At 33.6% G+C, this 23,852-nt stretch carries 23 protein-coding genes and 1 other annotated feature; of the genes, 5 read left to right on the top strand and 18 right to left on the bottom strand.

Annotated elements, in window-relative coordinates; translation table 11 throughout:
• A complete protein-coding gene (gene hisS, locus MHI00_RS07770) occupies positions 1 to 1,326 on the bottom strand; it encodes a histidine--tRNA ligase (RefSeq protein ID WP_056998848.1) in 1,326 nt (441 codons plus the stop codon).
• Positions 1,327 to 1,430: 104 nt separating this feature from the next.
• Positions 1,431 to 1,643, bottom strand: a binding site (T-box leader).
• Between the two features lie 398 nt (positions 1,644 to 2,041).
• Here hisS and MHI00_RS07765 point away from each other — a divergent pair.
• On the top strand, positions 2,042 to 3,358 hold the full coding sequence (locus tag MHI00_RS07765; RefSeq protein ID WP_010053890.1) for an N-acetylmuramoyl-L-alanine amidase: 1,317 nt from the start codon (positions 2,042 to 2,044) through the stop codon (positions 3,356 to 3,358).
• Positions 3,359 to 3,406: 48 nt separating this feature from the next.
• Here the strand turns inward: MHI00_RS07765 and dtd are convergent, their stop codons facing one another.
• The 10 genes from dtd to MHI00_RS07715 all read right to left on the bottom strand — a co-directional run bounded on the left by dtd (position 3,407) and on the right by MHI00_RS07715 (position 12,727).
• The gene (dtd, locus tag MHI00_RS07760) at positions 3,407 to 3,853 is read right to left on the bottom strand and encodes a D-aminoacyl-tRNA deacylase (protein WP_010053889.1); all 447 of its coding nucleotides are present in this window, start codon (positions 3,851 to 3,853) and stop codon (positions 3,407 to 3,409) included.
• 63 nt (positions 3,854 to 3,916) lie between these two features.
• Entirely contained in the window at positions 3,917 to 6,127 is a 2,211-nt protein-coding gene (locus tag MHI00_RS07755) for a RelA/SpoT family protein (protein WP_010053887.1), read from the bottom strand.
• A 316-nt stretch (positions 6,128 to 6,443) separates the two neighbouring features.
• Positions 6,444 to 6,935 carry an AraC family transcriptional regulator gene (locus tag MHI00_RS07750; protein WP_010053886.1) on the bottom strand — a complete coding sequence of 164 codons (492 nt, stop codon included), beginning with the start codon at positions 6,933 to 6,935 and terminating at the stop codon, positions 6,444 to 6,446.
• Between the two features lie 32 nt (positions 6,936 to 6,967).
• Positions 6,968 to 7,354, bottom strand: coding sequence for a helix-turn-helix transcriptional regulator (locus MHI00_RS07745; RefSeq protein ID WP_010053885.1), 387 nt, complete (start codon positions 7,352 to 7,354; stop codon positions 6,968 to 6,970).
• Positions 7,355 to 7,659: 305 nt separating this feature from the next.
• Entirely contained in the window at positions 7,660 to 8,796 is a 1,137-nt protein-coding gene (locus MHI00_RS07740) for a M23 family metallopeptidase (protein ID WP_187958700.1), read from the bottom strand.
• Between the two features lie 189 nt (positions 8,797 to 8,985).
• Positions 8,986 to 9,657, bottom strand: coding sequence for a deoxyribose-phosphate aldolase (gene deoC, locus MHI00_RS07735; RefSeq protein ID WP_010053882.1), 672 nt, complete (start codon positions 9,655 to 9,657; stop codon positions 8,986 to 8,988).
• Between the two features lie 81 nt (positions 9,658 to 9,738).
• Positions 9,739 to 10,503 carry a 16S rRNA (uracil(1498)-N(3))-methyltransferase gene (locus MHI00_RS07730; protein WP_341112432.1) on the bottom strand — a complete coding sequence of 255 codons (765 nt, stop codon included), beginning with the start codon at positions 10,501 to 10,503 and terminating at the stop codon, positions 9,739 to 9,741.
• Entirely contained in the window at positions 10,504 to 11,454 is a 951-nt protein-coding gene (prmA, locus tag MHI00_RS07725) for a 50S ribosomal protein L11 methyltransferase (RefSeq protein ID WP_010053875.1), read from the bottom strand. It lies immediately after the preceding gene.
• Between the two features lie 150 nt (positions 11,455 to 11,604).
• Positions 11,605 to 12,096, bottom strand: coding sequence for a DUF3013 family protein (locus MHI00_RS07720; protein WP_015076475.1), 492 nt, complete (start codon positions 12,094 to 12,096; stop codon positions 11,605 to 11,607).
• Between the two features lie 16 nt (positions 12,097 to 12,112).
• The gene (locus MHI00_RS07715; protein WP_010053872.1) at positions 12,113 to 12,727 is read right to left on the bottom strand and encodes a DNA-3-methyladenine glycosylase; all 615 of its coding nucleotides are present in this window, start codon (positions 12,725 to 12,727) and stop codon (positions 12,113 to 12,115) included.
• A 293-nt stretch (positions 12,728 to 13,020) separates the two neighbouring features.
• Between MHI00_RS07715 and MHI00_RS07710 the strand changes: the two genes are divergently transcribed.
• Positions 13,021 to 13,335: a DUF898 family protein gene (locus MHI00_RS07710; RefSeq protein ID WP_010053870.1), complete on the top strand. Its 315-nt coding sequence runs from the start codon at positions 13,021 to 13,023 to the stop codon at positions 13,333 to 13,335.
• A gap of 91 nt (positions 13,336 to 13,426) precedes the next feature.
• Here the strand turns inward: MHI00_RS07710 and MHI00_RS07705 are convergent, their stop codons facing one another.
• The 4 genes from MHI00_RS07705 to MHI00_RS07690 form a co-directional block, all read right to left on the bottom strand.
• Positions 13,427 to 14,593: a mannitol-1-phosphate 5-dehydrogenase gene (locus MHI00_RS07705; RefSeq protein WP_287430327.1), complete on the bottom strand. Its 1,167-nt coding sequence runs from the start codon at positions 14,591 to 14,593 to the stop codon at positions 13,427 to 13,429.
• Positions 14,594 to 15,034 carry a PTS sugar transporter subunit IIA gene (locus tag MHI00_RS07700; RefSeq protein WP_015076479.1) on the bottom strand — a complete coding sequence of 147 codons (441 nt, stop codon included), beginning with the start codon at positions 15,032 to 15,034 and terminating at the stop codon, positions 14,594 to 14,596.
• A gap of 15 nt (positions 15,035 to 15,049) precedes the next feature.
• A complete protein-coding gene (locus MHI00_RS07695; protein WP_341115101.1) occupies positions 15,050 to 17,128 on the bottom strand; it encodes a BglG family transcription antiterminator in 2,079 nt (692 codons plus the stop codon).
• A 78-nt stretch (positions 17,129 to 17,206) separates the two neighbouring features.
• Complete coding sequence (locus tag MHI00_RS07690; RefSeq protein ID WP_341112421.1) at positions 17,207 to 18,637, bottom strand: PTS mannitol transporter subunit IICB; 1,431 nt, start codon at positions 18,635 to 18,637, stop codon at positions 17,207 to 17,209.
• A 475-nt stretch (positions 18,638 to 19,112) separates the two neighbouring features.
• Between MHI00_RS07690 and MHI00_RS07685 the strand changes: the two genes are divergently transcribed.
• The gene (locus tag MHI00_RS07685; RefSeq protein WP_315527016.1) at positions 19,113 to 19,685 is read left to right on the top strand and encodes a DUF4352 domain-containing protein; all 573 of its coding nucleotides are present in this window, start codon (positions 19,113 to 19,115) and stop codon (positions 19,683 to 19,685) included.
• A gap of 64 nt (positions 19,686 to 19,749) precedes the next feature.
• Here MHI00_RS07685 and MHI00_RS07680 read toward each other — a convergent pair whose 3' ends face one another.
• Positions 19,750 to 20,766 carry a S66 family peptidase gene (locus MHI00_RS07680; protein WP_187958705.1) on the bottom strand — a complete coding sequence of 339 codons (1,017 nt, stop codon included), beginning with the start codon at positions 20,764 to 20,766 and terminating at the stop codon, positions 19,750 to 19,752.
• 140 nt (positions 20,767 to 20,906) lie between these two features.
• Between MHI00_RS07680 and MHI00_RS07675 the strand changes: the two genes are divergently transcribed.
• Positions 20,907 to 21,368 (top strand): hypothetical protein, encoded by a 462-nt coding sequence (locus tag MHI00_RS07675; RefSeq protein ID WP_015076483.1) that lies wholly within the window; start codon positions 20,907 to 20,909, stop codon positions 21,366 to 21,368.
• 202 nt (positions 21,369 to 21,570) lie between these two features.
• Here MHI00_RS07675 and MHI00_RS07670 read toward each other — a convergent pair whose 3' ends face one another.
• Positions 21,571 to 21,777 carry a hypothetical protein gene (locus tag MHI00_RS07670; RefSeq protein ID WP_010053137.1) on the bottom strand — a complete coding sequence of 69 codons (207 nt, stop codon included), beginning with the start codon at positions 21,775 to 21,777 and terminating at the stop codon, positions 21,571 to 21,573.
• Positions 21,778 to 21,919: 142 nt separating this feature from the next.
• Here MHI00_RS07670 and MHI00_RS07665 point away from each other — a divergent pair, with 142 nt between their 5' ends.
• Positions 21,920 to 23,041, top strand: a complete 1,122-nt coding sequence (locus tag MHI00_RS07665; RefSeq protein WP_341112410.1) for a hypothetical protein — start codon at positions 21,920 to 21,922, stop codon at positions 23,039 to 23,041.
• An 89-nt stretch (positions 23,042 to 23,130) separates the two neighbouring features.
• Here MHI00_RS07665 and MHI00_RS07660 read toward each other — a convergent pair whose 3' ends face one another.
• Positions 23,131 to 23,544, bottom strand: coding sequence for a hypothetical protein (locus MHI00_RS07660; protein ID WP_015076485.1), 414 nt, complete (start codon positions 23,542 to 23,544; stop codon positions 23,131 to 23,133).
• Positions 23,545 to 23,852: the final 308 nt, after the last annotated feature.

The raw sequence follows: 23,852 nt of genomic DNA, 5'->3' as shown, positions 1-23,852 counted from the left end.
TTAGTCTTCCTTGTTGAAAAAGTCATTAAATGCTGTCATATCTGTTGTTTGCAAATTAAAGACTTTATCAAAATTTTGATAGATTTCTTTCATTGAAACCGTTTCTTGTTTACCAGTTTTCATTACTTTAAAGTTAACTACTTGGTTTTCTAATTCTGATTCACCAACTGTTAGTACAACTTTAGCATTTAATTTAGCTGCTGTTTTGAACTGCGCTTTTGCTTTACGATTTAGATAATCTCGTTCAGCAGAAAAACCGAATTCTCGAATGTTTTGAACTAGTTTCAATGTTTCAATATTGGTTTCATCTCCTAAACCAACAACATAGACATCTAATTCATTCAATTCAGGAATTTCAACGTTTTCAGAGTCAAGTGCAATCATTAATCTTTCTAATCCCATTCCGAAACCAAAACCAGGTGTTTCTGGTCCACCGATTTCTTCCACCAATCCATTGTAACGACCACCTGCACATAGGGTTGTTAATGAACCAAAACCATCTGCATCACTCATTATTTCAAAAATAGTGTGATTATAGTAATCTAGTCCGCGGACCATTTTATGATCTATTTCAAATGGAATCTCTAACGCTTCTAACATTGTTTTCACTGTTTCAAAGTGTTTACTAGACTCTTCATTTAAGAAATCTAAAATAGAAGGCGCATTTTTTACAATTTCATTATCTTTTTTATCTTTGCTGTCTAAAACACGTAATGGATTTTTGTGTAAACGAACTTGCGAATCATGACTTAGTTCATCAAAATGTGGTTCAAGGTACGCAATTAAAGCGGCACGATAGGCATCACGGCTCGTTTTATCACCTAACGAATTAATCACTAATTTAAATTCTTTTAAACCAAATTGGTGAAAAAGATCCATTGCTAAAGCCATTGTTTCAACATCCGTCGCTGGATTATTGCTACCAAAAACTTCAACACCTAACTGGTGGAATTGACGTTGTCTTCCACCTTGTGGGCGTTCATAACGAAACATAGGTCCCATATAATAGACTTTATAAGGGTTGCTATGCTCAGGTCCAAATAATTTATTTTCAACATATGCACGCACAATTGCGGCTGTTCCTTCTGGTCTTAAAGCTAATCGACGATCACCTTTATCCATAAAGTCATACATTTCTTTTGAAACAATATCACTTGTTTCTCCTACTCCTCTAGAAAACAACTCATAACTTTCGAAAATTGGGGTTCTCATTTCATGGAATTGATAATCCCCCATCACCATTCTTGAAATTTCTTCCACATACTGCCATTTTTTTGAAACACCTGGAAGAATATCCACGGTTCCTTTTGGTTTTTGAAATGCCATTTTCAGACACGCTCCTTTTCAATCTATTTTTGTTCATTACTCTTGCTTTTCAATGGTCAACTTTCTTTTTAAAAATAAAAAAACTCGTCCCTATTCTTTGTAAGAATAAGGACGAGTGCATATGAATAGACCGTGGTACCACCTTTTTTTGAAAGCTTCATGCTTTCCTCAACGATTAACGCTCGTAACGTAGCAACTTTGTATTGCTAGTCCTCCAGAGTGTCTTTCAATAATACAAATGGGAATTAGTTTCAGCCACGCTAATTCTCTCTATCTACACATTATCCATTATTTACTCGCTCTTTCATCGGATATTTCTATTAGATTAAGTACTAGATTACAAGAAATAACGCCTAAAGTCAAGATATTAAATGAGAAAAATCAAATAAATGACCGGTTGTTTTAGATTGTTCATAATAATAAAAGATACTATAATTATTTTCCACCTTTTTAATCTGCGATTTAGATTGAAATATAGTAGTGCTTTTATCTTTAAATCCATTTGATAAAATAACTTTTATATTTTTTGTTAAAAGGCTTCTTTACATCCTATATTCATAGAAAATCGATAAAATAATGTGAAAAATTTAAATTTTTAGTGGTTTTTATGATTCTATAATTGCTAAATAGAACAATTTATTGCTATAATCAACTATGAAACCAATTTTTATACAAACTCGGTTTATTTGGCTAATAGAAAGTAGTGAACTCGGTGATGAAATCAAAAAACATACCTCAACAACATAAAAAATATTTTTTACTTTTCTTTATCGTCTTACTCAGTTTAACCATCTTTGCAACAGTTGCTTTGGCTAATTTTAGTACGATCAAGGTTGATGCTGCTGTAGTGAATGTTCGAACTGGACCTGGACTGTCTTACGATGTTATGAGTCAAGTTGGTGCAGGAGACACAGTCAATGTTCTAGAAGAAAAAAATGAATGGTATAAAGTTCGCTTAAGTAATGATCGGATTGGTTGGGTTGCCAGTTGGTTAGTAAATAATACCGAAATTAGTGCAGCAACAAATACCGTCGGAACAATTACAGGTGAGAAAATTAATGTTCGTAGTGAAAGTAATGAACAAGCTGAAATCATTGGTTCTGTCGTTAAAGGGACAGAATTAACAGTACTTTTCCAAGAAAATGGTTGGACTCAAGTTCAATACAATCAACAAGTTGCTTGGGTTAATTCTAATTTTATTGAAGTGAAAGCTGCTGCTGTTCAAGAGGCGCCTCAAACCGTGGCTACAAAAGACAATTCAAACGCTGATGTTCAAACAATTAGCATTCGAACAGAAGGTACGCGCATTCGAACTAGCCCTTCTACGGATAGTAAAGTGGTGCTGACAGCTTCTCAAGGCCAAAGTTTTAGTTACATTGGCACAGAAGGCGATTGGTATCATGTTAAAGCGAGTGATGGAACAGAAGGATATGTAGCAAACTGGTTAGTTGATTTATCAGCAACTGCAGAAGCCGCTCCTACTGCACAAATCTCTTCCCTTTCGGAAGCAACGATTGTCATTGATCCAGGTCATGGAGGCAGTGATCCAGGAGCTGAAGGGTCAAATTACTACGAAAGTGAAATCACATTAAGTACAGCTGAAATTTTAGCAGATCGTCTAAGACAATCTGGAGCCAATGTTATTTTAACTCGAACAACTGACACAGATGTTGGACTTCGCGATCGAGCTTATATCAGTAATCAAGCAAAAGCAGATGTTTTCATCAGTATTCATTATGATTCAACTCCGAATCCAAATGAAGGTAGTGGAACCACAACTTATTACTACAGTGATAGCAATAAAGCCTTAGCTAAAGCCGTTAATAATGGGCTTAGCAAAGGACCTTTACCAAATAATGGGTACCGCTTCGGTGATCATCAAGTCACTCGTGAAAATGCTCAACCTGCTCTATTGTTAGAAATGGGCTATGTTAACAACGATACGGATAGTGCGTTAATTACAACAAAATCCTATCAACAAACAATGTCAAACCACATTGTCGATGCCTTGACAAATTACTTTAATAAATAAAAATTCCCAGTTTAAAACAGTTCGAACTGTTTTAAACTGGGGGTTTTTTTATTTATTTTGACTATCCAAAATGATGGTAACTGGACCATCATTTACTAAAGAAACGGCCATATCTGCACCAAACTCACCGGTTTCTACAATTAAACCACTTTTCCGTAACTTGTTGTTTAAGGAATCGTATAAAGCTGTCGCTTGTTCTGCTCCCGCCGCTTTTATAAAGCTTGGTCGGTTTCCTTTTTTAGTATCTGCATATAAGGTAAACTGAGAAATAGAGAGAATTTTCCCACCGATTTGTTCAATGGAAAGATTCATTTTTCCTGCATCGTCTTCAAAGACACGCATTTTGCTAATTTTCCCGACTAAATAATCAACATCAACTTCAGAATCTGTTTCTGTTACACCAACCAATAATACAAAACCCTTGTCAATTTCACCGACTATTTTCTCGTTAATTTTTACGGATGCTGCTAAACTCCTTTGAACAACTACTTTCAAATTTATCCATTCCTTTCTCTTCCCAGAAAAAAACAGACGATGACTAGCATCATCTGTTTTTTATTAAGATGTTATTCTGCGTACGCTATAAACATCTGGAATTGTTTTAATTTTATCAACAATTTTTTCTAACTGATTCAGATTTTGAATCCCGACAGTTAAAGTAATTGTTGCCATTTTATTGTTATCTACTTTGCCATTTACACTAGTTAAATTACGGGTCATGCTGTTCACTACTTGTAAAACTTCATTTAAAAGACCCGTGCGATTATACCCTTCAACTTGAAGTTCAGCGTCATAATCTTGCCCTTTTGATGCCGCATCTTCCCACTCAACTTCAATTAAACGATTTTCTGTATCATCTGCGCCTTTAATATTTGGACAGTCTTCACGATGAATCGATATTCCACGCCCTTTTGTGATATACCCAACGATTTTATCACCAGGTACTGGACTACAGCAACGACTAATACGCACTAAAAGATTATCGACTCCCTGAATGACAATTCCGCCTTCATGACGAACTTTCATTTTTTCTGGTTTTTTATCATTTTTCTTTTCGATTGTATCAAGTGATTGATTCTCTTTTTCTTTATCACGTTCACGACGTTCTTTTTCCGTCAAGCGATTTGCAATAATCAACGCTGTTAATTCTCCATAGCCGACTGCCGCATATAAATCATCCTCATTAGTAAAATTAAAGCGTTCTAGTAGTTCTTTGATATGTTGTTTGGTTAAAAAATCTTTTGGTGCAAATTGCATCTCAATTAATTGTTTTTCAATCATATCTTTGCCTTTTTCAATATTTACATCACGATCTTGTAGTTTGAAGAAACGCTTAATCTTATTTTTAGCTTTACTTGTAGAAACAAGATTAATCCAGTCACGACTTGGTCCAAATGAATTTGGCGATGTCATCACATCAACAATATCCCCATTTTTCAATTTATAATTGAGAGGCACAATTTTCCCGTTTACTTTAGCACCAATGGTTTTATTGCCAATTTCTGTATGGATATTAAAAGCAAAATCTAAGGGACCAGCGCCTGAAGGTAATTCACTCACGTCCCCTTTAGGAGTAAAGACATACACTTTATCTTTAAAAATGTCCTCTTTAACACTTTCCATAAAGTCACTAGCATCATTAGCCTCATCTTGTAACTCAATAATATCTCTAAACCAGCTTAATTTCGTCCCTACAGCATCATTTTCAATTTTCTTCGTGATACCCTCTTTGTATGCCCAATGTGCGGCCACCCCAAACTCAGCGACTTCATGCATTTCAAATGTACGAATTTGAACCTCAACGGGGTTGCCTCTTGGCCCGATCACTGTTGTATGAATTGATTGATACATGTTAGCTTTAGGCATCGCGATATAGTCTTTAAAACGCCCTGGCATTGGTTTCCATCTGGTATGGATTGCACCTAAAACAGCATAACAATCTTTAATTGAATCCACCATAACCCGAATCGCTAATAAATCATAAATTTCATTAAATTGTTTTTTCTGGTCTTTCATTTTACGATAAATCGAGTAAATATGTTTTGGGCGACCATAAATCTCTGCTTTTAATTTTAATTCATCAACGGATTCTTGAATTTTATCAATCGAATCTGCAATATAAGCTTCACGCTCTTCACGTTTTGAATTCATTAAATGAACAATCCGGTAATACTGTTGCGGATTTAAATAACGTAATGAAGTATCTTCCAATTCCCATTTAATTCGACTAATCCCTAATCTATGAGCTAACGGTGCATAAATTTCTAAAGTTTCATTGGCAATACGGCGCTGTTTATCCGCACGATGATGTTTTAATGTTCTTAAATTATGCAAACGGTCCGCTAACTTAACCATAATAACCCGTAAATCTTGCGCCATAGCTAATAACATCTTCCGATGATTTTCAGCTTGCTGTTCTTCATGAGATTTATATTTAATTTTCCCTAATTTTGTCACGCCATCAACAAGCATTGCTACCTCAGGTGAAAATTCTTTAGCGATATCTTCAAGAGTCATCTCGGTATCTTCGACAACATCATGCAAAAATCCAGTTGCAACAGTTGCTGGATCCATTTTTAATTCAGCTAAAATTGCTGCCACTTGGATAGGGTGAATAATATATTCTTCACCAGATTTTCTAAATTGACCCTCATGTGCCTTGGTCGCGTATTCGCAAGCTTTTTTTACAAATGCTACATGTTCACTGTTCATATAAGTTGAAGTTAAAGCGATTACTTCTCCAGCAGAATAATTTTTATTTTTTGGCATAAGGTCACCCTCTTTTCATTAATTTATTGGCGTGTCCTTAGCGATAACTGTTCTCGCTAGGCTAAATTGAGATTGCATCTTATGACATCAATCTGACTTTATAAAAAACAGCACCCGTCATCGAGTGCTGTTTCTTCATACACTTTAAATTAATTATAACTTCTCTCGCCTTTTAATTCAAACAGAAAAGTCGTGAATCATTAGGTTTTCTTCATTTAATTTAAAAATAACTTAAAAAGATTGGGGATTTTTATTGATTTACATTGTATCTACACTATTTTCAAATAATTTTGCTTTTTACTTTTATACCCTTGAGTTAAATGATGGGAATATAGATATCAGTATAACTTTTATCTTTTAAACTTTTTGGTGGTTCTGTTACATATAATTCAAAAGGTACTGCATCTCTTGCTTTGCCTTCTTCTTTAAATAGCCATTCTTGATACATATATTGCCAAGCTTCTTCATATTCTTTTGCAGATAGTTCAAAATGACCTACACCAAATTTACCCGAAATACTAGAAACACAAATGTTTCCCTTCTCAATAACGTTAATACTATTTGAAATCGTCATAGCAACACTTGTCCGCAAGTCTTTCTCTTGTGTAATGTATGGATTATCATCATAAATTGTTAAAATTTTTGTGATATCTGGAATGATTAAATTATTTGTAGTAGCAAAGTCAAATAATTCTTTAAATAGTTTACGACTATTTTTCCTAAATTCCGTGTAACTTCCTCTAAAACGAACATAAATAATCTTTTGATGTTCTAAAATTTCTGTAGTAATGCTAATTGGTTTAATCATTTTTATAGCCTCCATTTCCTAATATAGGCCAATTATGTCATATTATTTTTAATATTTCTTGTCATTTCTTGCTCTCTTCGATAAATAGAAGGGCTACACCCGAAATGACGCTTAAATGCTCTACTAAAAGAACTAGAATCGTTATAACCATATTTTGAAGCAATAATTGTTAATGATAAGGATCGATTAACAGACATAAAAATAGCAGCTCGCTCTAACTTAAATCGAGTAATAAATTTTTTTAAGGTTATATTAGAATATTTTTTAAATATTCTATGAAAATGATAGTCAGAAAAATTAGAATAGTTGGCTAAATTTGATAGTAAAATGGCTTCATTAAGATGCTGTTCAATATAATCTTCTGATTTATTGAATAGGCGAATATAAACTTCTTCTTGTTTTGAAATTTTATTCGACAAACTATTTCTCTCCTTTCTTTTTTATATTATATCAATTCAAAAATAAATGTAGGAAGTATTGATACAAAAATAAAAATATTTTAATTTTGGTTAATTCATCTTTATTATTTTCTATTGAATAGCTTTAATAGGTAAAAGCAGCTGGAAAAACTACGTCTCAAAGAGCAAACCTTTTTTGACATTCAGTCCAGTTATTTATCCGTTCATTTAAATGTTCTAAAAAAACACAATCTAACTATTTAAAACTAATTAAATAATTAGATTGCGTTTTAACCGTTCTATTATTTTGGACTACTTTTCTTTTATTAACCTTCTTGACCTAAATTTAAATTATCAATTAAAGGGGCTGGATCGACTACATGTCCAACTCCACCTTCTGGACTAGTCCGGACTTCTAAATGTAAATGCGGTCCATCTGATTGACCTGTTTGACCAACTTTTCCAATCACCGTTTTTGTTTCTACTCGATCACCAACTTTTACAAGGAGTTCAGACTGATGAGCGTACAACGTCCATGTTCCATTATCATGTCGAATCACAACGACATTTCCATATCCCTCGTACATAGGTCCATCTTCTTGGGCGACAACGACTTCACCAGCCATCACTGGATGGATTTCTGTTCCAATAGCTGAGGCAAAATCAAGCCCTTTATGGAAACCATTTGTATCATAACCAGATCGTAAACCAAAAGTAGATGATATCGGATCTTTAACTGGCGCTTCAAAGCCAAATTGAATAGATGGTAGTTCAGTACTTTCTGATTGTGAAAATACAGCTATATCTTGAGAAATTTGAGTTGCTCTTTTATCCCACAACACATTTTGTTGTTGATAGGAATTTTTAACGGCTTCAATTTGTTCAGTAGCGATACCAGAATCTGGTTTAGTCGCTGCAGCTTCTAAGACAACATACTCTTTTTTTAGATTCGCACGTTTTAACTCAAGCTTTTTTTGAACTAATTCTGCTGCTAATAATTTTTTTTGTTGTGTAGTTACCTTAATCTGCTCTTGAATCATTGGAAATTTAGCTTCTTCAGAAAAATGAATTTCTTCTTTTTCAGGAGGAGTTGAATCATTTACTGTTAGACGTTTTTGATCTGACCAAGTAGCTCCTTTTTCTGCTAATAAAGGTTTTAAATTATCTTTTTGACTTTCAAATTTTTTTACAGCAACTAGTCCTTCTTTTATTTTAATTTCTTGCTCTTTAATTTTTGTTTCTAATGCCTTTATTTGGCTATTAAATTTACCTATACTCACATCTGATTGCGTCATGGCTTCGTCTAGTTCTTTGATTTTGGCTTCTATTTGACTCACTTGAGTATGTACATCGACAATTTCAGCATCTGTTATCGCATAAGCAGTATCCGTTTGAAAAAAAATAGGGCTAAGTAAGATAGCAACGGTTATGACTAGTGTTAATTTATTGGAAAAAAAACGCATTTTATGGGTTCCCCTTTACATTCTTGTATTAAACTCATCCAAATTATAACACATCACTTTTTTTAAATATGACGTTCTGTTAACAGTTAGATGACATTTGAATGACTTGAGGGACTTTACTTGACATATAATTAATCTCAAAATAGGCCTAGGATAATAATCACCCTAGGCCTATTGCTTCATTTCTGATTAATAATCGTTTTTAGCTGTTTGACCTTCCATAATGGCAACGCCACTAGAAGCACCTAAACGAGTTGCACCAGCTTCAATAAATGCCAAAGCATCTTCTAAGCTACGCACGCCTCCACTAGCCTTAACTCCCATTTCTGGTCCAACTGTTGCACGCATTAATTTCACATCTTCAACTGTTGCCCCACCTGTTGAAAAGCCTGTTGATGTTTTAACAAAATCAGCTCCAACTTTTTTAGCAATTTCACAAGCTCTGATTTTCTCTTCTTCAGTTAACAAGGCTGTTTCAATAATCACTTTAGAAACTGCACGATTTTTAGCAGCTTCAACAACGCCACGCATATCACGCTCAACTAATTCATCATCTTTGCCTTTTAAAGCACCAATGTTAATAACCATATCCACTTCATTTGCACCGTTTTTAATGGCATCATTCGCTTCATATGCTTTGACTTCTGGCGTGTTTGCACCTAATGGAAAACCAATTACTGTACAAACTTTAACATCTGATTCTGCTAATAAAGCAGCTGCTTTACTAACCCATGTTGGATTAATACAAACTGACATAAAATTGTATTTTGCAGCTTCTTGGCAAAGAATAGTAATTTGTTCCTCCGTTGCCTCTGGTTTTAATAACGTATGGTCAATGTATTTATTTAAGTTTTCACTCATGTTTTTTCTTCCTACCTTCTCATAATTATTTAGTATCTTCATTATACCCTACTTCTTGCTCTTAGGACATAGCCGTTTCACTTATTTAGATTGATTTAATTCTAATTGATAAGATAACGCAGATAAAACATATAAAGGTGCTGTTTCAGTTCTTAAAATCCGTGGTCCCAATGCACAACAAATAAAACCCGCATCCGTCAAACTTGAAATTTCTTTTTCGGATAATCCGCCTTCTGGACCAAAAACAACTAATACTTTTTCACCTGTCTCCAGATTTTTCAAGACTTTGGCAAAGTTCTGGTCCTCTCCAACCTTAGCACTTTCTTCATAAGCAACTAATAATCTATCATACACCTGACTCGTTTCAATCAACTGACTCAGTGAGTGAACAGCTTCGACTGTAGGAACAACATGACGCTGTGCTTGTTCTGCTGCTTCAAGTGCAATCTTTTCTAAACGTTGGATTTTTTTCAGTCCTTTTTTTTCATCCCATTTTGTAATCGAAAATTTAGCAGCAAATGGGATAAAATGACTTGCACCTAATTCTGTTCCTTTTTGAACAATTAATTCTAGTTTATCGCCCTTAGGCAACCCACTAACTATGGTTACTTCTACAGGTAATTCTTTATTTTGATGCTCATCCGCAATCCATTTTAAATCTAAATAATCATTTTCAATTGTTTGAATTTCGGCAATAAAAGCCTGACTGTTGGGTAAAACTAAAAAAACCTTATCTTCAACTTTCATCCGCATCACACGAACCATGTGATGATATTGATCTCCTTCAATGGAAATCAGCTGATTTTGATAGTCATCTATCATTTCCTTTAAAAAGTAACGTTGCATTTACTCTTCCTCCGCCGGTTTTCTAGCAATAATCGCGAACCAATCTTTCATTTGTAAAATTTGTTCAATTTCAAATCCTTGTGCAACTAAATGTTCTAAGACTTCATCACGTTTGCTATCAATAATACCTGAAGTAATAAATAAGCCGTTTGGTTTTAAAACACGCCAAGCATCTTCAATTAATAAAAGAATAATTTCAGCTAGAATATTAGCCATGACAATATCCGCTTCGATTGTGATACCTTTTAATAAATCATTGGCTTTAACAGGCACATCTTTAGCGTAGTCATTTAAAGCCATATTTTCTTTCGCCGCTCGAACAGCTACTTCATCTAAATCGTAGGCAAAAACATCACCTGCACCTAAAGCTTTACTGGCAATACTTAACACACCTGAACCTGTTCCGACATCTAACAAGGTTTCTCCGCCAGTAATACTGGTTTCCAACGCTTGCATAGATAAACGAGTCGTTGGATGCGTTCCTGTTCCAAAAGCCAAACCTGGATCTAAGCGAATAATCCGTTCATCGCTAAACTTTGGTGTATAGTCTTCCCAACTAGGTACAACAGTCATAAAACGTGTGACTTGTAGTGGATGATAATATTTTTTCCAAGCTGTTGCCCAACTCGTATCGCTGACCTCCGTTGTTTCAACCTGATTCGCTCCAATATCCAATCCAAAAGTTTCCAATTCTAAAATTCGTTGTTTAATCCCTGGTAAAATTTCTGGTAAAAAAACGGTCTCTGGAAAATAAGCTTTAATAATAACACCATTTTCTGGAAAATCCTCTTTATCTAAAGCCCAAATTTCACCAAATCCATCATCTGGTGTATGATCAAAATCAAACATATCTTCAATTGAAACACCACTTGTTCCGGCCTCAACTAGTATATTTGAGATTGCCTCTACGGCTTCACTTGCGGTTAAAACACTTACTTCTGTCCATTTCATTCTGTTTCCTCCTTGTATGATAAAAACTAACCTGATAAAAAGTTTGTTGAGCTGTTTAACTTCGACAGAAAATAGGAAAAATTGATAGGACGTTTTTTGTCCTCTCGAATTTTTATCTTTTTCTCGAAGGACTAGCTCATAAAAACTAGCCTAGTATTTAGGATAAGCTATTAATGTGTCCTCATAACGTCCTGTTTCTTTTAATGTTGCAATTGTTCCTGCAAAATCATTGTCATTCCAATGCATTTCAAAGGTTTCAATTGTTGGATCCGTTGCAAAATCTAATAGGTCAGCTTGTCCTTCAGTCACGACAATGCGTAAATATTTTGCAGCAGCTTCAATTACACCCTTTTCAATTCCTTTTTTACTATCAAATGGGATTCCAACTAAATAATCGTCTAAATTTAGTTTTGATTTCAAGGGATCGTAAAAAACAATTCCATCTTCAAATTCAATAATATCATTTTCTGCCACTGTTCCATCAACATCTTCAATTACAGTTGAACTATCCGTTTCAACAAAAAGTGTGAAAAAGACTTCAATTCCATGCTGACGTTTATTCCATTGTACCAACCAATCAAATTCAAAATTAGCTGCTTCAAATGTTTCATTAATATAATCAAGTAATTCTTCTTTTGCCATTAAAATCCCTCTTTTCTTATTTTTTCCATCCATAATCAGGTTCTATCGTTCCTTTTAATTTAGAAACATAAGGATTTCCTTTAACACTATAACGTAAGAAAGCTTCTGTCCATGTACCTTTATTTGGAATCCCAATTCGTTTAGAAAGCTCAACTTCTTGAGGATACCGACGCTCTTTTTGTGAAATTGTTAAAGGTGGTACTAGCATCGAACTTCCATCATCACTTTTATCGATGCCCATTGCTTTAGTTAACTTGCCTGGTCCGTCCGTAACAGCGAAGCCGGTTTGAGCTCTTCGTTCTTCCATTATAGCGAGCCCTTCAAATGGTTCTATCCCTCTAATTAAAACAGCTTCTGGTATACCTTTAGCTTGTACAACTAGATTTAACATATGATGTGTGTGCATACTATAAATATAAATAGTTCCTGCTTCTTGATACATAGAATTCAATCGTGGTGTTTTTTTCAACTTGTAACTATGTGCAGCTTGATCAATTTCACCTAGATACGCTTCTGTTTCAACAATCCAACCAGAGACAATTCCAGCATCGGTTTCTTTTACAACTAGCATACCTAATAACTCTTGCGCGATTTCTTCTGTTGTTTTTTTTGAATCAAACCAAGGATTCATCTTGCACCTCCTAACTCCCGAAATGCCACTTATTTATCCATCTACTAGTATACCTTAAAATAAGCTTTTCTGTTATAAAAATTAGTTGATTTCTTTGACCAAATTTTCTACTTAGTTTTTTAGTTCATTTGTAAAAAGCTTAGCAATAAATAAATTACAAACAATATTTATTTTTCATACAAAATAAAATTAATTTTTTTATCGCATCTGACTTTATTCTATGCTAGAATACAATTTGTTGTAAAAATTATAGATGGAACTCTCTCAGAGTATTCATAGATTGGAGTCGGGAAATGAAAAATAGAGAAAATTCTTATTTTGATGGTGGTTTGTTTGAATTAATTGGTTGGAATATTTTAGGTACATTGATTACAATTTTCACACTTGGCATTTGCGCACCATGGGCAATTACCATGGTTTATGGTTGGAAAATTAATCATTCTGTTATCGAAGGACGCCGCTTGCAATTTAATGGATCTGCTGTTGGCTTGTTTGGTCACTGGATTAAATGGCTATTATTAACAATTATTACGTTTGGGATCTATGGCTTTTGGGTATCAATCAAGTTAGAAAATTGGAAAGTTAGCAATACTACTTTTAGAAACTAGCATTTATTTATTTATTTATAAAAAAGCATCCCTCTATTTTTAGAAGGATGCTTTTTGTTATTATCTTAAAGACTGAATTTGAAGATAGAACTTACCTCACTATGCTTTTTTCTTCTGCTAAATTTTCATAGTTATGTTTAATTATTGCTATTAAATCTGAGTTTGTTAAATTTGTGACAGTAGAAATCACTTCACTAATAGATGCATTTTCAATTAAACGAGCTAACTCGATACTTTCTGGATCTTTCTCGTCCCGATAGGTTAAAATCATTGCAACGGTTTTTATTAATGCTTCATTCTTTAAATGAGAGTCATTTGTTTCTCGAATTGGGCGAATAAAGCGTTCGTCGTACCCTAATTTACGGAGAGGTGTTCTAGCTACTCGACTAATTTCATCTGAAATATATGGATTTTCGAAACGAGAAAGAATTTTATTAATATAGGCTTGGTGCTCGGTTGGATTAAATTTCCATTTGGTAATCAATAAATCTCCCGTTTCTTTTAAGACTGCTTGGACTTGATTTTTTACAGTTGGGTCTTTAATTGCTTCTTCAATCGTTTCAAATCCATGATATTTCCCAGCATACGCTGTTGTTGCATGACCTGTATTGACTGTGAATAGTTTACGCTCAATAAAAGGCAATAAGTTTTCTACATACTGAACTCCTTTTAATTGGATTGCTTCATTTTTAAGAGTTGTTGCATCAACAACCCACTCTTTAAAAGGTTCAACTGAAACAAATAACTTATCTTCATGATGCTGAATCGGTACAATTCGGTCTACTGCAGCATTTGGAAAACCGATATAAGTAGTCAAATATTTTTTTTCATTTTCTGATAAGTGTTTTTCAACTTCTTCTTTTAAATAGTCACTACCGCCAATCATATTTTCACAGGCAATCACATCAATCGGTGTTGTTATATTTGCCTCAAATCTACGCTTGATTCCTGCTGCAATCAATGGCGCAATCAACGGCAAAATATTCGGCCCAATTGCTGTTGTAATAATATCAGCCTGAATAAGTGCTGCGACAACCTCTTCTGGATTCAGTTGGTTATTAATGCCAGATACATTTTTAACAGTAATTTGTTCTTTTCCAGCTGCCGCTAATTCTATTTTATAACTTCCGAATGTATTTAAAGCATTTATAATTTCTGTATTGACATCAACAAAGATAATGTCAAAGCCATTTTGAGACAACACTTCACCGATAAATCCTCTACCAATATTTCCTCCACCAAAATGAACAGCTTTCATTTAATCCACCTCCTGAAGTAAAGCCACGATTTCTTCTGCCGTTTGTGCACTAGCCAATTCGACAACATTGTCAATATCAGAACAAAAAATAGCAATTTGTGACAAAATATCCAAGTGTTCGTTTTCGACTCCTGCTATCCCAAAAAGAACGGTTACCATTTTTTCTTCTTCTGGAGTACCAAAATCAACACCATTAGGAACTTGAATAATAGAAATACCTGATTTTTTAATGTATTTTTTGGCCTCATCTGTTCCATGGGGAATGGCAATAAAATTTCCCATGTAAGTTGTCACGTCATTTTCACGTTGTACCATAGCATCAACATAGTCAGCTTCAACATATCCAGCAAGAACAAGGACTTCTCCTGCAGCTCGAATGGCACTTTCTTTCGTCGTAAAATGTTGGTTTAATTTGATATTTTCAATTGTTAATATATCCATCTTCAAACATCCTTTTCATTTATATTTAGTTAATTCTATGAGAAATAATTTACTTAATAGACGATAAATCTCATCTCGTGCACCGGAATTATACAATTCCATATTTAAGTTACTTTCTATAATAGATGCGCTAATTTCACCTAAAACTTTCTGATCATAATCAGACAAAGGCTCAGGGCCTAGCAGCAACAAAATTCGCTTCATCTTTATCGATGTTCGATCCATGCCAATAATACTTAGTGGCTCTTTGATTTCATAAATTGAAAAGTAGGGAAACTTAATTTCACTAGAAATACAATGGAATAATGCCAAATTAGTTTCTGGTATACCAATTGGCGCCTGTTTTAGACGTCCCATTAGTTTAGCGGCAACAACTTTTGCATCTGTTAAAATAAGTCCTTCTAAAGACTGACAAATTTCATTAATTGTACTTTCCAAAGTTTGACTATAGCGTACGGCTTTTATATCGAAATTTTCTAAAATTTGATTTGCTACTTTCATTCCTTTGTAGACTTCTTGAAAACTTTCTATTTGATCATTTGTAGTGTTTATCTGCTGACGAGTATCTTTAGTTAAAAAGGTTGTACTAGTAAAGTTACTTTTAATATAGAGCTGAATATCACGGATTTCCTCTTCTAGTAACAACGGTGTAATCACTTTATACTCCGCTCTAAAACCCGACAAAAAAATTGTTGATAGTATCAAATCAAATGAGCCTAACTCCAAAGAATCCAATTGTGCAATTCTAGAAATAAGCACCTCATTAATTTCCGGTATATTTTTCTTTAGTCGATTTTCCAAGATCTTAGCGGTTCCAATGCCACTTGAACAAATAACTAAAACCGAAAGTTTTTTTGTTTTCGACTTTTTTTCATACGTTGAAGCAAAGTGAATGACGATATAAGCGACCTCATTTAACAGAAAGACTGTTTCAGGAAATACACTGGCTAAAGATTCCTCTAAAATTTGATAAAGTTCAGTATATTTAATTTTTATTTTTTCTAATAAAGGATTATTCATTTGTGGGATTGGGGCAACAGAACGTTTTAATGCCGCAGATAAATGCGCCATTAAATCATAAAACAAGGTAGTATCATGACTAAAATCCCATTCTATTCGTGTTGAAACAAGATGAATTAACTCTTTTATTTTGAAAGATAGTTCTACATCATAATTCTCCAGAAAAATATCTCTTTGAATATGACCATTCATTCCTCTAATTTGTAGTGCTAAAAAATAAATTTCATGATCTGTGACGTTGACTTCGATTAACTTTTCTATATCAGCAAATAATTCACTAGCAATTTCAATAGGCTGATGAATATCCGTTTCTTTAATTGAGTATTGAATGTCTGTGATTTCCTTGCCTAACTTCAATCTATGAATTGAAATAGCCAATAAAATAATTAATTGTTGTAACTGACTATCTGTTACTTTTTCAAAGAACCTTTTTTGAATGCTCTGAATCGCATGATTTGCTATATATAAAGACTCATTATCGATGTATTTCATAAAATAATTATCTAATGTATCTAGCAATTGCTCTCTTTCTAATCGTTTTAAAAACTCAAAAAAATCATACTCATTAAGCTCACTATTAATGACGCCACTTAAAATTTGACGACGTTCACTTTCTGGTGCTTTAACACTAATTCCAATTGATTTTTTTCGTTGCACTTGAATCGTAAATCCGCTTAAAATTTCTTCAATGGAGGCTAAGTCAGCTTGGATTGTGCCGATACTTACTCCAAAATCAAGCGCCATCGCTTCCATCTTCATTTCTTCATCTGTCGTTAAAAGAAGACAAGTTATCGCACTTTGTCTTTGTTTCGGATCAAATTCATTTTTGATTTTACTCAGTTTCATTTTTAATTCAGCCAATAAAACCTCATTGCCTATTAATTTATACCCAGCACCTTTTTCTTTAATCAATTTCATTTGATACTGCGCTAAAGTGCCTTCAAGACTCGATAATTCACGATAAATAGTTCGCTTACTGACTTTGAACTCTTCACATAAATAATCAATCTGCACCCCTAGTGGATTGTGTAAGAGTATTTCAACTATACGTTTCTCTCTAGCTGAGAAATACATCACTACTTCACCCTTTCTATGCTAAAACCAACTATCAAGCAACAGCTGAGAATCAACTGCTACTTGATTTGGAACACCTTATTTTTTTAATTTATCGACAATTTCGTCGTATCTTGGACTATTTAAAAAGTTCTCAACCGATACATGAATTGCTTGCGGTGTCTTAACTTTTGCGCGTTCTGCCAATTCTTCTTGAGTGATGATTAGTACACCCTCTTCATCAACTAAATTATTAATCGCCGAGTTAGTAACAGACATATCTAAACCTGCTCTCTTAACTTTATTGCGTAAAATAGATGCACCCATAGCACTTGAACCCATCCCAGCATCACAAGCAAAAATAATACGTTTAATTGTTCCAACACTTACATCAGTTTCAACTAAATCAGAAATAGTTTCGATTGTTTGACCTTTAGATTCAGCTTTTAAAGCTTGAGTAGCTGCAACTTGTCCTTCAAAATCATCTTCATCTGTTGTTTTATCTGCTTTTAAAATAACCATTGCTACTAGGAATGAAACAATTGCGCCAACTGCTACCCCAGCAATTACTGGGAAATAGCCATCTCTTGGCGTCATTGCCAACACAGCTAAAATGGAACCTGGTGAAGCTGCAGCGACTAAACCTGCGCCTAAAATTGAGAATGTAAAGGTTCCCGCTACGCCACCTGCAATTGCTGCAAAAAATAGTAGCGGTTTCATCAAAATATACGGGAAGTAAATTTCATGAATACCTCCAACAAATTGAATGACTGCTGCGCCTGATGCTGAAGCGCGAGCAGAACCTTTGCCAAAAAACATATATGCGACTAAAATACCAAGACCTGGCCCTGGGTTTGCTTCTAACAGAAATAAAATTGATTTCCCTGTTTCAGCTGCTTGTTCGACCCCTAAAGGTGTTAAAATACCATGATTTATCGCATTGTTTAAGAATAAAACTTTTGCTGGTTCAATAAAGATATTAGCTAGCGGCAATAAGCCAGCATTAACAATCACTTCAACACCATTGGCCATTGCTTGACTTAGTGCTGTTACGATTGGACCAACTCCAAAATAGGCAATAATAGCTAAAATAAATCCAATAATTCCACTTGAAAAATTATTTACCAACATTTCAAAACCTGGTTTAATTTTAGCCTGAAAGACATCATCAAATTTTTTCGCGCAATACCCGCCCAAAGGACCTAATAACATGGCACCAATAAACATTGGGATTTCCGAACCAACAATGACTCCCATTGTGGCAATTGCTCCAACAACGGCTCCTCTTTGACCGTAAACCATATTTCCTCCTGTATACCCAATCAATAACGGCAATAAATACGTTAACATTGGACCAACCATGTTAGCTAACTCTGCATTTGGCCACCAGCCCGTTTCAATAAATAAAGCTGTAATAATTCCCCATGCAATGAAAGCTCCAATATTCGGCATAACCATTCCACTTAAATAGCTTCCCATTTTCTGAATAATTGCTTTAATTCCTTTTTTTTCTCCATGCTTCTGTGCCATTTGTTTTTCCTCCTTTTTAAATTAGAAAGCTTCTTGAGCCAGTTAACGCTAGCAGAAAGTTAAGAAAATAAAATACACGCAAAGTATCTTTTGACTTTGTAGGGATTTTCTCTTCTTTCCGAAGAGTTGGCTCATAAAAGCTGACCTAAATTAGAAAACCATTCGTTTCTTACTGCCTCATCATAAAGCCAAATGAACGCGTTTCCAATAAATAGAAGAGGCAATTTTGTCACAGACATTTGTGACAAATCCCTATCAACTAGTATTAACACTATGGTATATAAGCATTTCTAACAGCTCTTAGAAAATCTTCTGTTTTTTTCACAAACTTCTTCAACTCAAAAAAGCAGTTTTAAAAGCAATTTTTTACTCATAATTATTTAGTAGTAAATTAACTATTTATTTACGACTCTTTATATTACAATATCCTTATAGGTGTTTTAGATTACCTAATTGAAAAAAGGGGGAAAGTGCTATGGCTAAAAGTTATTTATATCCTAGAAAGAAGAAAAAATTCACAAAAATTAAAACTACTTTACTTATATGTATTTTGCTTATTTTAGTTTTAATGAGCTTTTATTTTTATAAGACCACAATCAAGAACCAAACAATAGTTTTCCAATCTCCAGTTGTTTTTGTGGAAAAAGATCAACAAAAAAAGACTCTTTCAGCTCCATCAAGGATTTCTACTTTTAAAGAGAATTCTTTTGAAATTTCAACAAAGCAGATAGTAGACAACAATGAGACAAATAATCAAAATAAAGTGATTGTTTTCGATCTCACAATTACAAACAATAGTAAAAAAGATAGTACTTTTTCAGATAATGATTTTACATTAGTCCAAGGGGGGACCCATTTTACTGGAAATATGTCGGGTTTGACTGATAAAGAGACTTTCAATTCTGAAGTGATTAAACCAAAGACAACTTTGACACGTTCGGTTGCTTTTTCGGTTCCTGCAAACATCGCCGAAAAAAAAGAGTTTGATTTAATTATTTCCAATGATAATTGGGCAAATCAACAAACGACCATTCACATTACAAATTAAAAAAGGCTAAAATTCAGAGTTTACAATCTCTGGATTTTAGCCTTTTTTACTAATCCTATTTATCTTACGTTTTAAATAATTGGCAGACAGTCGCTTTTCCATCTTTAATTTCAACGGTTGCACGCGCACCATTTATCCATGTAATTTGTGGTGGGACATGGCCGCAGTCAACATCATACACAATTGGAACGCCAAGTTCTTTTTCCAGATCCTGATACAATTCCTCTACTGTATAACCATCTTGCGGTAAATTGGCGTCACTACGCCCAAATAAAATTCCGCTAATTGAATCAAACCAACCAGCTAACTTCATTTGAAGCAAACTTCTTCTTAAATCTGGTAAAGTTAATTCGCAATTTTCTAAATACCATAAGATGGGTTCATCTAAAAGTTGCTCTTTTTGGAATTTTTTTACATCGCCGTATGGAGTTCCAATTAAACTCCGAATGACATCTACACACCCACCTAATAAACGTCCATTTAAAGTTTTTTTCGTTCCCGACACTAACTTCCATTGCGTTTTATGTGTTAAATCAAAAATCATTTCTGTCGGTTCTTCAAAATTCCAGTCTTTTTGATACCTTTCAGAAGAAAATTGCTGAACGGTTTGGTTGACTTTAGTTCCTAAAACTTCTAGCCATTTTCCAGTTGTGTTATCCGTTCTCTCCCCTCTTAAATCGATTAAATTAGTACCATGCGCAGTTGCAATTCCAGTATTTAATGTAATAGCAAGTAGTAACATGCTTGTGTCTGAATAGCCTAAAATCCATTTAGGTTGAACAGCTGAATAATCGATCAAATCAATAATTTCCAAGAGCAATTCTCCGCCCCATGGAGGAATAATTAAATCAATATTTGGATCAGTCAGCATCCGATTTAACTCTTCGGCTCTTTGATAGGCTGGTGCAGATTTCAATTTGCTGTGCATCCAAGGAGTTTCCCCACACTGAACAGCAAAACCTCTTGCCTCCATACGTTCAATTGCTTCTTTCAAAATTGGATGGAGCTCTTTTTTTACTCCAGATGATGGAGCTGTTATGCCAATTGTTCCATTTCTTTTTAAAATCGGATAGTTTAACATATCTAATTTCCCCCTTAATATGTAGTATCGTCTTTTCATTATAGCTTACTTACTAAAAAATTAAAAATAGTAAAAATCATAACATTCTATCCGTTTATTTGATACAATAAACCTACTAAAGAAACTGGGGGAATACTATCTTGACTGATTTAAATTATCTTTGGAAAATAAAAATTGAAGAATTGCCTTTTGGAGCAGAAGGTGCTGTCCTAGAAGCAATGCATGACTATCCTAAAGGAAAAACAATCTTATTGCCGCCTGCCGATTGGAATGGCGATTCAGAAGAAGAATTCTTTTTTGACCCCATCGGTTTTAAACACAAATTGATTGCTTTATTCCATCACTACGCTGCTCAAGCGACAACTATTATGGAAGCTAATTTAACATTTCAAGAGCGAGCAAATCAAATTATTAAACTAGATGCTACTCTTTATACAATTCTTTATTACTATTTAAACCAAGAGCATGATGCTTCTACTCTTGATTCTTCCGATATAGAAAGGTTAATCTTAATGTCTACGGATCTTTATTTTAAGCCAACTACTTCCACTAAAAATGACTGGTTAAATCAACTTAACCAAGCTAAATTTTTGAAACTTTAAAAGACTGGGAAAATTTCACTTAATGATGAGACTATTACTTATTAAGCGGCTCTTTTTTATGCTCAGGAATATTTTGATTGACAACTAAATTGATTCTTAAGTTATTTTTGTTGCTTATTCTGTCCACATAAAAAAAGATGCGGCTTTTAATTAAAATAGCGGCACCTTTTCTTATCATTCCTGACTAGGAACTCATTTTATATCAGTTCATTTGTTCTTGTCTTTCTTTAACATTGTCTAATATTTTGATTAACATTTCTGCATTTTTAGGAATCGTGATCACAGAAATTCGGTCATTTTTTTCAATTACCAAGTTCATTTCAGTTACTTTAACATTTTCAATTGCATGTAATTTTATATAGTTTAAAGCAACGTCACATTGGTTTATATAATTCGTTTTTCGAAACAAGATACCAGCCCTTCCTCAGTTATTTAATATAGCATAAAATTAAAAAAATGGCGAATGATATGATTATTATCCACTATAAAATAATTTCAGAAAGCACTAAATATAATTCAATACCACTCCCACTCTTTAAGGAGACTACCCTATGAAATCTGCTGAAGAACTTGCCCATTACTATGTAAGAAAGAAAACTTTAACTGGACTCTCTATTGAAAAATATATTTCTATTTACCATAGAATATTTCACTATACAATTCCAAGTGACGTTATTTTATTCTCATTTTCCGGCTTTCAAAAACGGCTGAATCCTTATCAACATGAAGGCTTTTTTATCTATGTATTAACAGCTGATTATTTGATTGCTTTAGATACTTCTGAAAAACTGTTGGACCAAAAATTCCCTTTAAAAACAATGACTAAATTAAGTAGTCAATCTGGCTTGTACTATAGTCATTTGACCCTAACAATCAATCACCAACTTTATCAAATTGATTCACCCGTAATAGAAGAATTTATTATTTGTTTAACTAAATTGCTGCCAGCATACACAATTAAACAAGCTACTTTAGAAAAAAACGAAAATTCTGAGGCAGAACGTAAAGCCTTAGAAACTAACCAGTCAGCCAAAGAAAATTGGTTGATTACTTTATGTTTTGGTCAATCTAGCTCTAAAAAATTATCACTAGCTGTAGAACTAGCCAAAAAAACTGCCACTTATTATGAAGAAGACATGCTGGATAATAAAAAAAGCTTTCAAGCCAGTTATACAAAGGAACATTATCTGAGATTTATTGAGCTATATGAGATAGTAGGTTTATGGAAATCCACTTCAATTAAAATTCAACATGTCCCCATAGAACGATCAATAGTTGGCGGTTTAAATTATTGTTATGGAGACAAGTTGAAATCGAACAATAATGGTTTCTGTTTTGGTGCAAGTGCTTATACGAATAATCCTTTTGGTTGCCACCGTTTAAAAATTAGTGTTGGAAACCATCCTTGGTGGTCATTTGGGCGTTATAACGATGAAAAAAATTGGGTAATTGATAAAATAGCTTTGAAAAAAAGAATGTTAGAACAAGCCCAATTTTATCTGTATTGCCCTGCCTTTGATTTAGAATACAGTTTGCTTGTACTGGATGCTTTACCTAAGTTCCTTAATCCAAAAAAAGATCAAGAAAATTGGATTTTTTATAATGATTCTGTTTTACCAAAACGTCCGGATGAAGAACGAATTGAGTCAAATAATCATTTTATAGATCACTAAACTTTACTTAAAAATAAAAATGCCCACGAGGTTATTTTCTCGTAGGGCATCTTAAGTAACACAGTCAAAGAATTTCTAGCTTATTATTCTTATTTACTGCCATCAAAATTATTAAAAATTTCAATAATTTTATCTTTATCTGGATGTTCAGAAGCAATTAATATAAAATTACCGTTGACTTCAACTGGGATTTTAGCAATTCCTTCAATTTCAAACTCTTTATTTTTAGTGATTTCTTTAAGCTTTTTATCATTTTTTTCAAATTGATAAATTTCAATATTTTTATTATTTACTGGTAATGCAAAACCTTCTTTAGCCCCAATAAATTCTGCCATTTTTTCTTCACGTTCACCAAGATCATATTTTTCCTTCTTTAAAGCTTTTTCAAAATTTTCAAAAGTTAAAGCTTCTTTTTTTGGTACCTTAGAATCTGCATTCCCACAAGCGATTAATCCAACTGCTAGAAACAAAAACATCATTAACACTAAACTTTTCTTTTTCATTTATCCATAACCTCCTAAATATAATAAATTTAATTATATCATTTCGATATACATAAATATATAGATAACAAAGCTTACTCTAAATAAATTATGACACTAGTGCATATGTCTCATAGGACTAATCCGCAACTGATTTTTATTCTTTATTAGTATTTGATCTTCGTCAGTTATAGGATGCTACTGATTATACTTTTTATATTTGAGACATATAAAACACACAAAAACAATCCCCCTTTAGTATTAACCTAAATTAGTACTTATGTGTGATTTAACAACTTTTTCTAAATGGTAAAATTAAGTTACACATG

Source organism: Carnobacterium sp. FSL E2-0243 (assembly GCF_038003605.1).
Taxonomy (GTDB): Bacteria; Bacillota; Bacilli; order Lactobacillales; family Carnobacteriaceae; genus Carnobacterium; species Carnobacterium maltaromaticum.
Note: the sequence above shows the minus strand (reverse complement) of the source record. Positions and strands in the feature narration are given on the sequence as shown.

Coding starts and splice junctions, on each gene's coding strand:
- MHI00_RS07685 (WP_315527016.1), top strand. CDS start 19,113: ATGGCTAAAAGTTATTTATATCCTAGAAAGAAGAAAAAATTCACAAAA.
- prmA (WP_010053875.1), bottom strand. CDS start 11,454: ATGAAATGGACAGAAGTAAGTGTTTTAACCGCAAGTGAAGCCGTAGAG.
- MHI00_RS07740 (WP_187958700.1), bottom strand. CDS start 8,796: ATGCGTTTTTTTTCCAATAAATTAACACTAGTCATAACCGTTGCTATC.
- MHI00_RS07680 (WP_187958705.1), bottom strand. CDS start 20,766: ATGTTAAACTATCCGATTTTAAAAAGAAATGGAACAATTGGCATAACA.
- MHI00_RS07700 (WP_015076479.1), bottom strand. CDS start 15,034: ATGGATATATTAACAATTGAAAATATCAAATTAAACCAACATTTTACG.
- MHI00_RS07715 (WP_010053872.1), bottom strand. CDS start 12,727: ATGAATCCTTGGTTTGATTCAAAAAAAACAACAGAAGAAATCGCGCAA.
- MHI00_RS07755 (WP_010053887.1), bottom strand. CDS start 6,127: ATGCCAAAAAATAAAAATTATTCTGCTGGAGAAGTAATCGCTTTAACT.
- MHI00_RS07690 (WP_341112421.1), bottom strand. CDS start 18,637: ATGGCACAGAAGCATGGAGAAAAAAAAGGAATTAAAGCAATTATTCAG.
- MHI00_RS07710 (WP_010053870.1), top strand. CDS start 13,021: ATGAAAAATAGAGAAAATTCTTATTTTGATGGTGGTTTGTTTGAATTA.
- deoC (WP_010053882.1), bottom strand. CDS start 9,657: ATGAGTGAAAACTTAAATAAATACATTGACCATACGTTATTAAAACCA.
- MHI00_RS07750 (WP_010053886.1), bottom strand. CDS start 6,935: ATGATTAAACCAATTAGCATTACTACAGAAATTTTAGAACATCAAAAG.
- MHI00_RS07765 (WP_010053890.1), top strand. CDS start 2,042: ATGAAATCAAAAAACATACCTCAACAACATAAAAAATATTTTTTACTT.
- MHI00_RS07695 (WP_341115101.1), bottom strand. CDS start 17,128: ATGTATTTCTCAGCTAGAGAGAAACGTATAGTTGAAATACTCTTACAC.
- MHI00_RS07660 (WP_015076485.1), bottom strand. CDS start 23,544: ATGAAAAAGAAAAGTTTAGTGTTAATGATGTTTTTGTTTCTAGCAGTT.
- MHI00_RS07705 (WP_287430327.1), bottom strand. CDS start 14,593: ATGAAAGCTGTTCATTTTGGTGGAGGAAATATTGGTAGAGGATTTATC.
- hisS (WP_056998848.1), bottom strand. CDS start 1,326: ATGGCATTTCAAAAACCAAAAGGAACCGTGGATATTCTTCCAGGTGTT.
- MHI00_RS07720 (WP_015076475.1), bottom strand. CDS start 12,096: ATGGCAAAAGAAGAATTACTTGATTATATTAATGAAACATTTGAAGCA.
- MHI00_RS07730 (WP_341112432.1), bottom strand. CDS start 10,503: ATGCAACGTTACTTTTTAAAGGAAATGATAGATGACTATCAAAATCAG.
- MHI00_RS07665 (WP_341112410.1), top strand. CDS start 21,920: ATGAAATCTGCTGAAGAACTTGCCCATTACTATGTAAGAAAGAAAACT.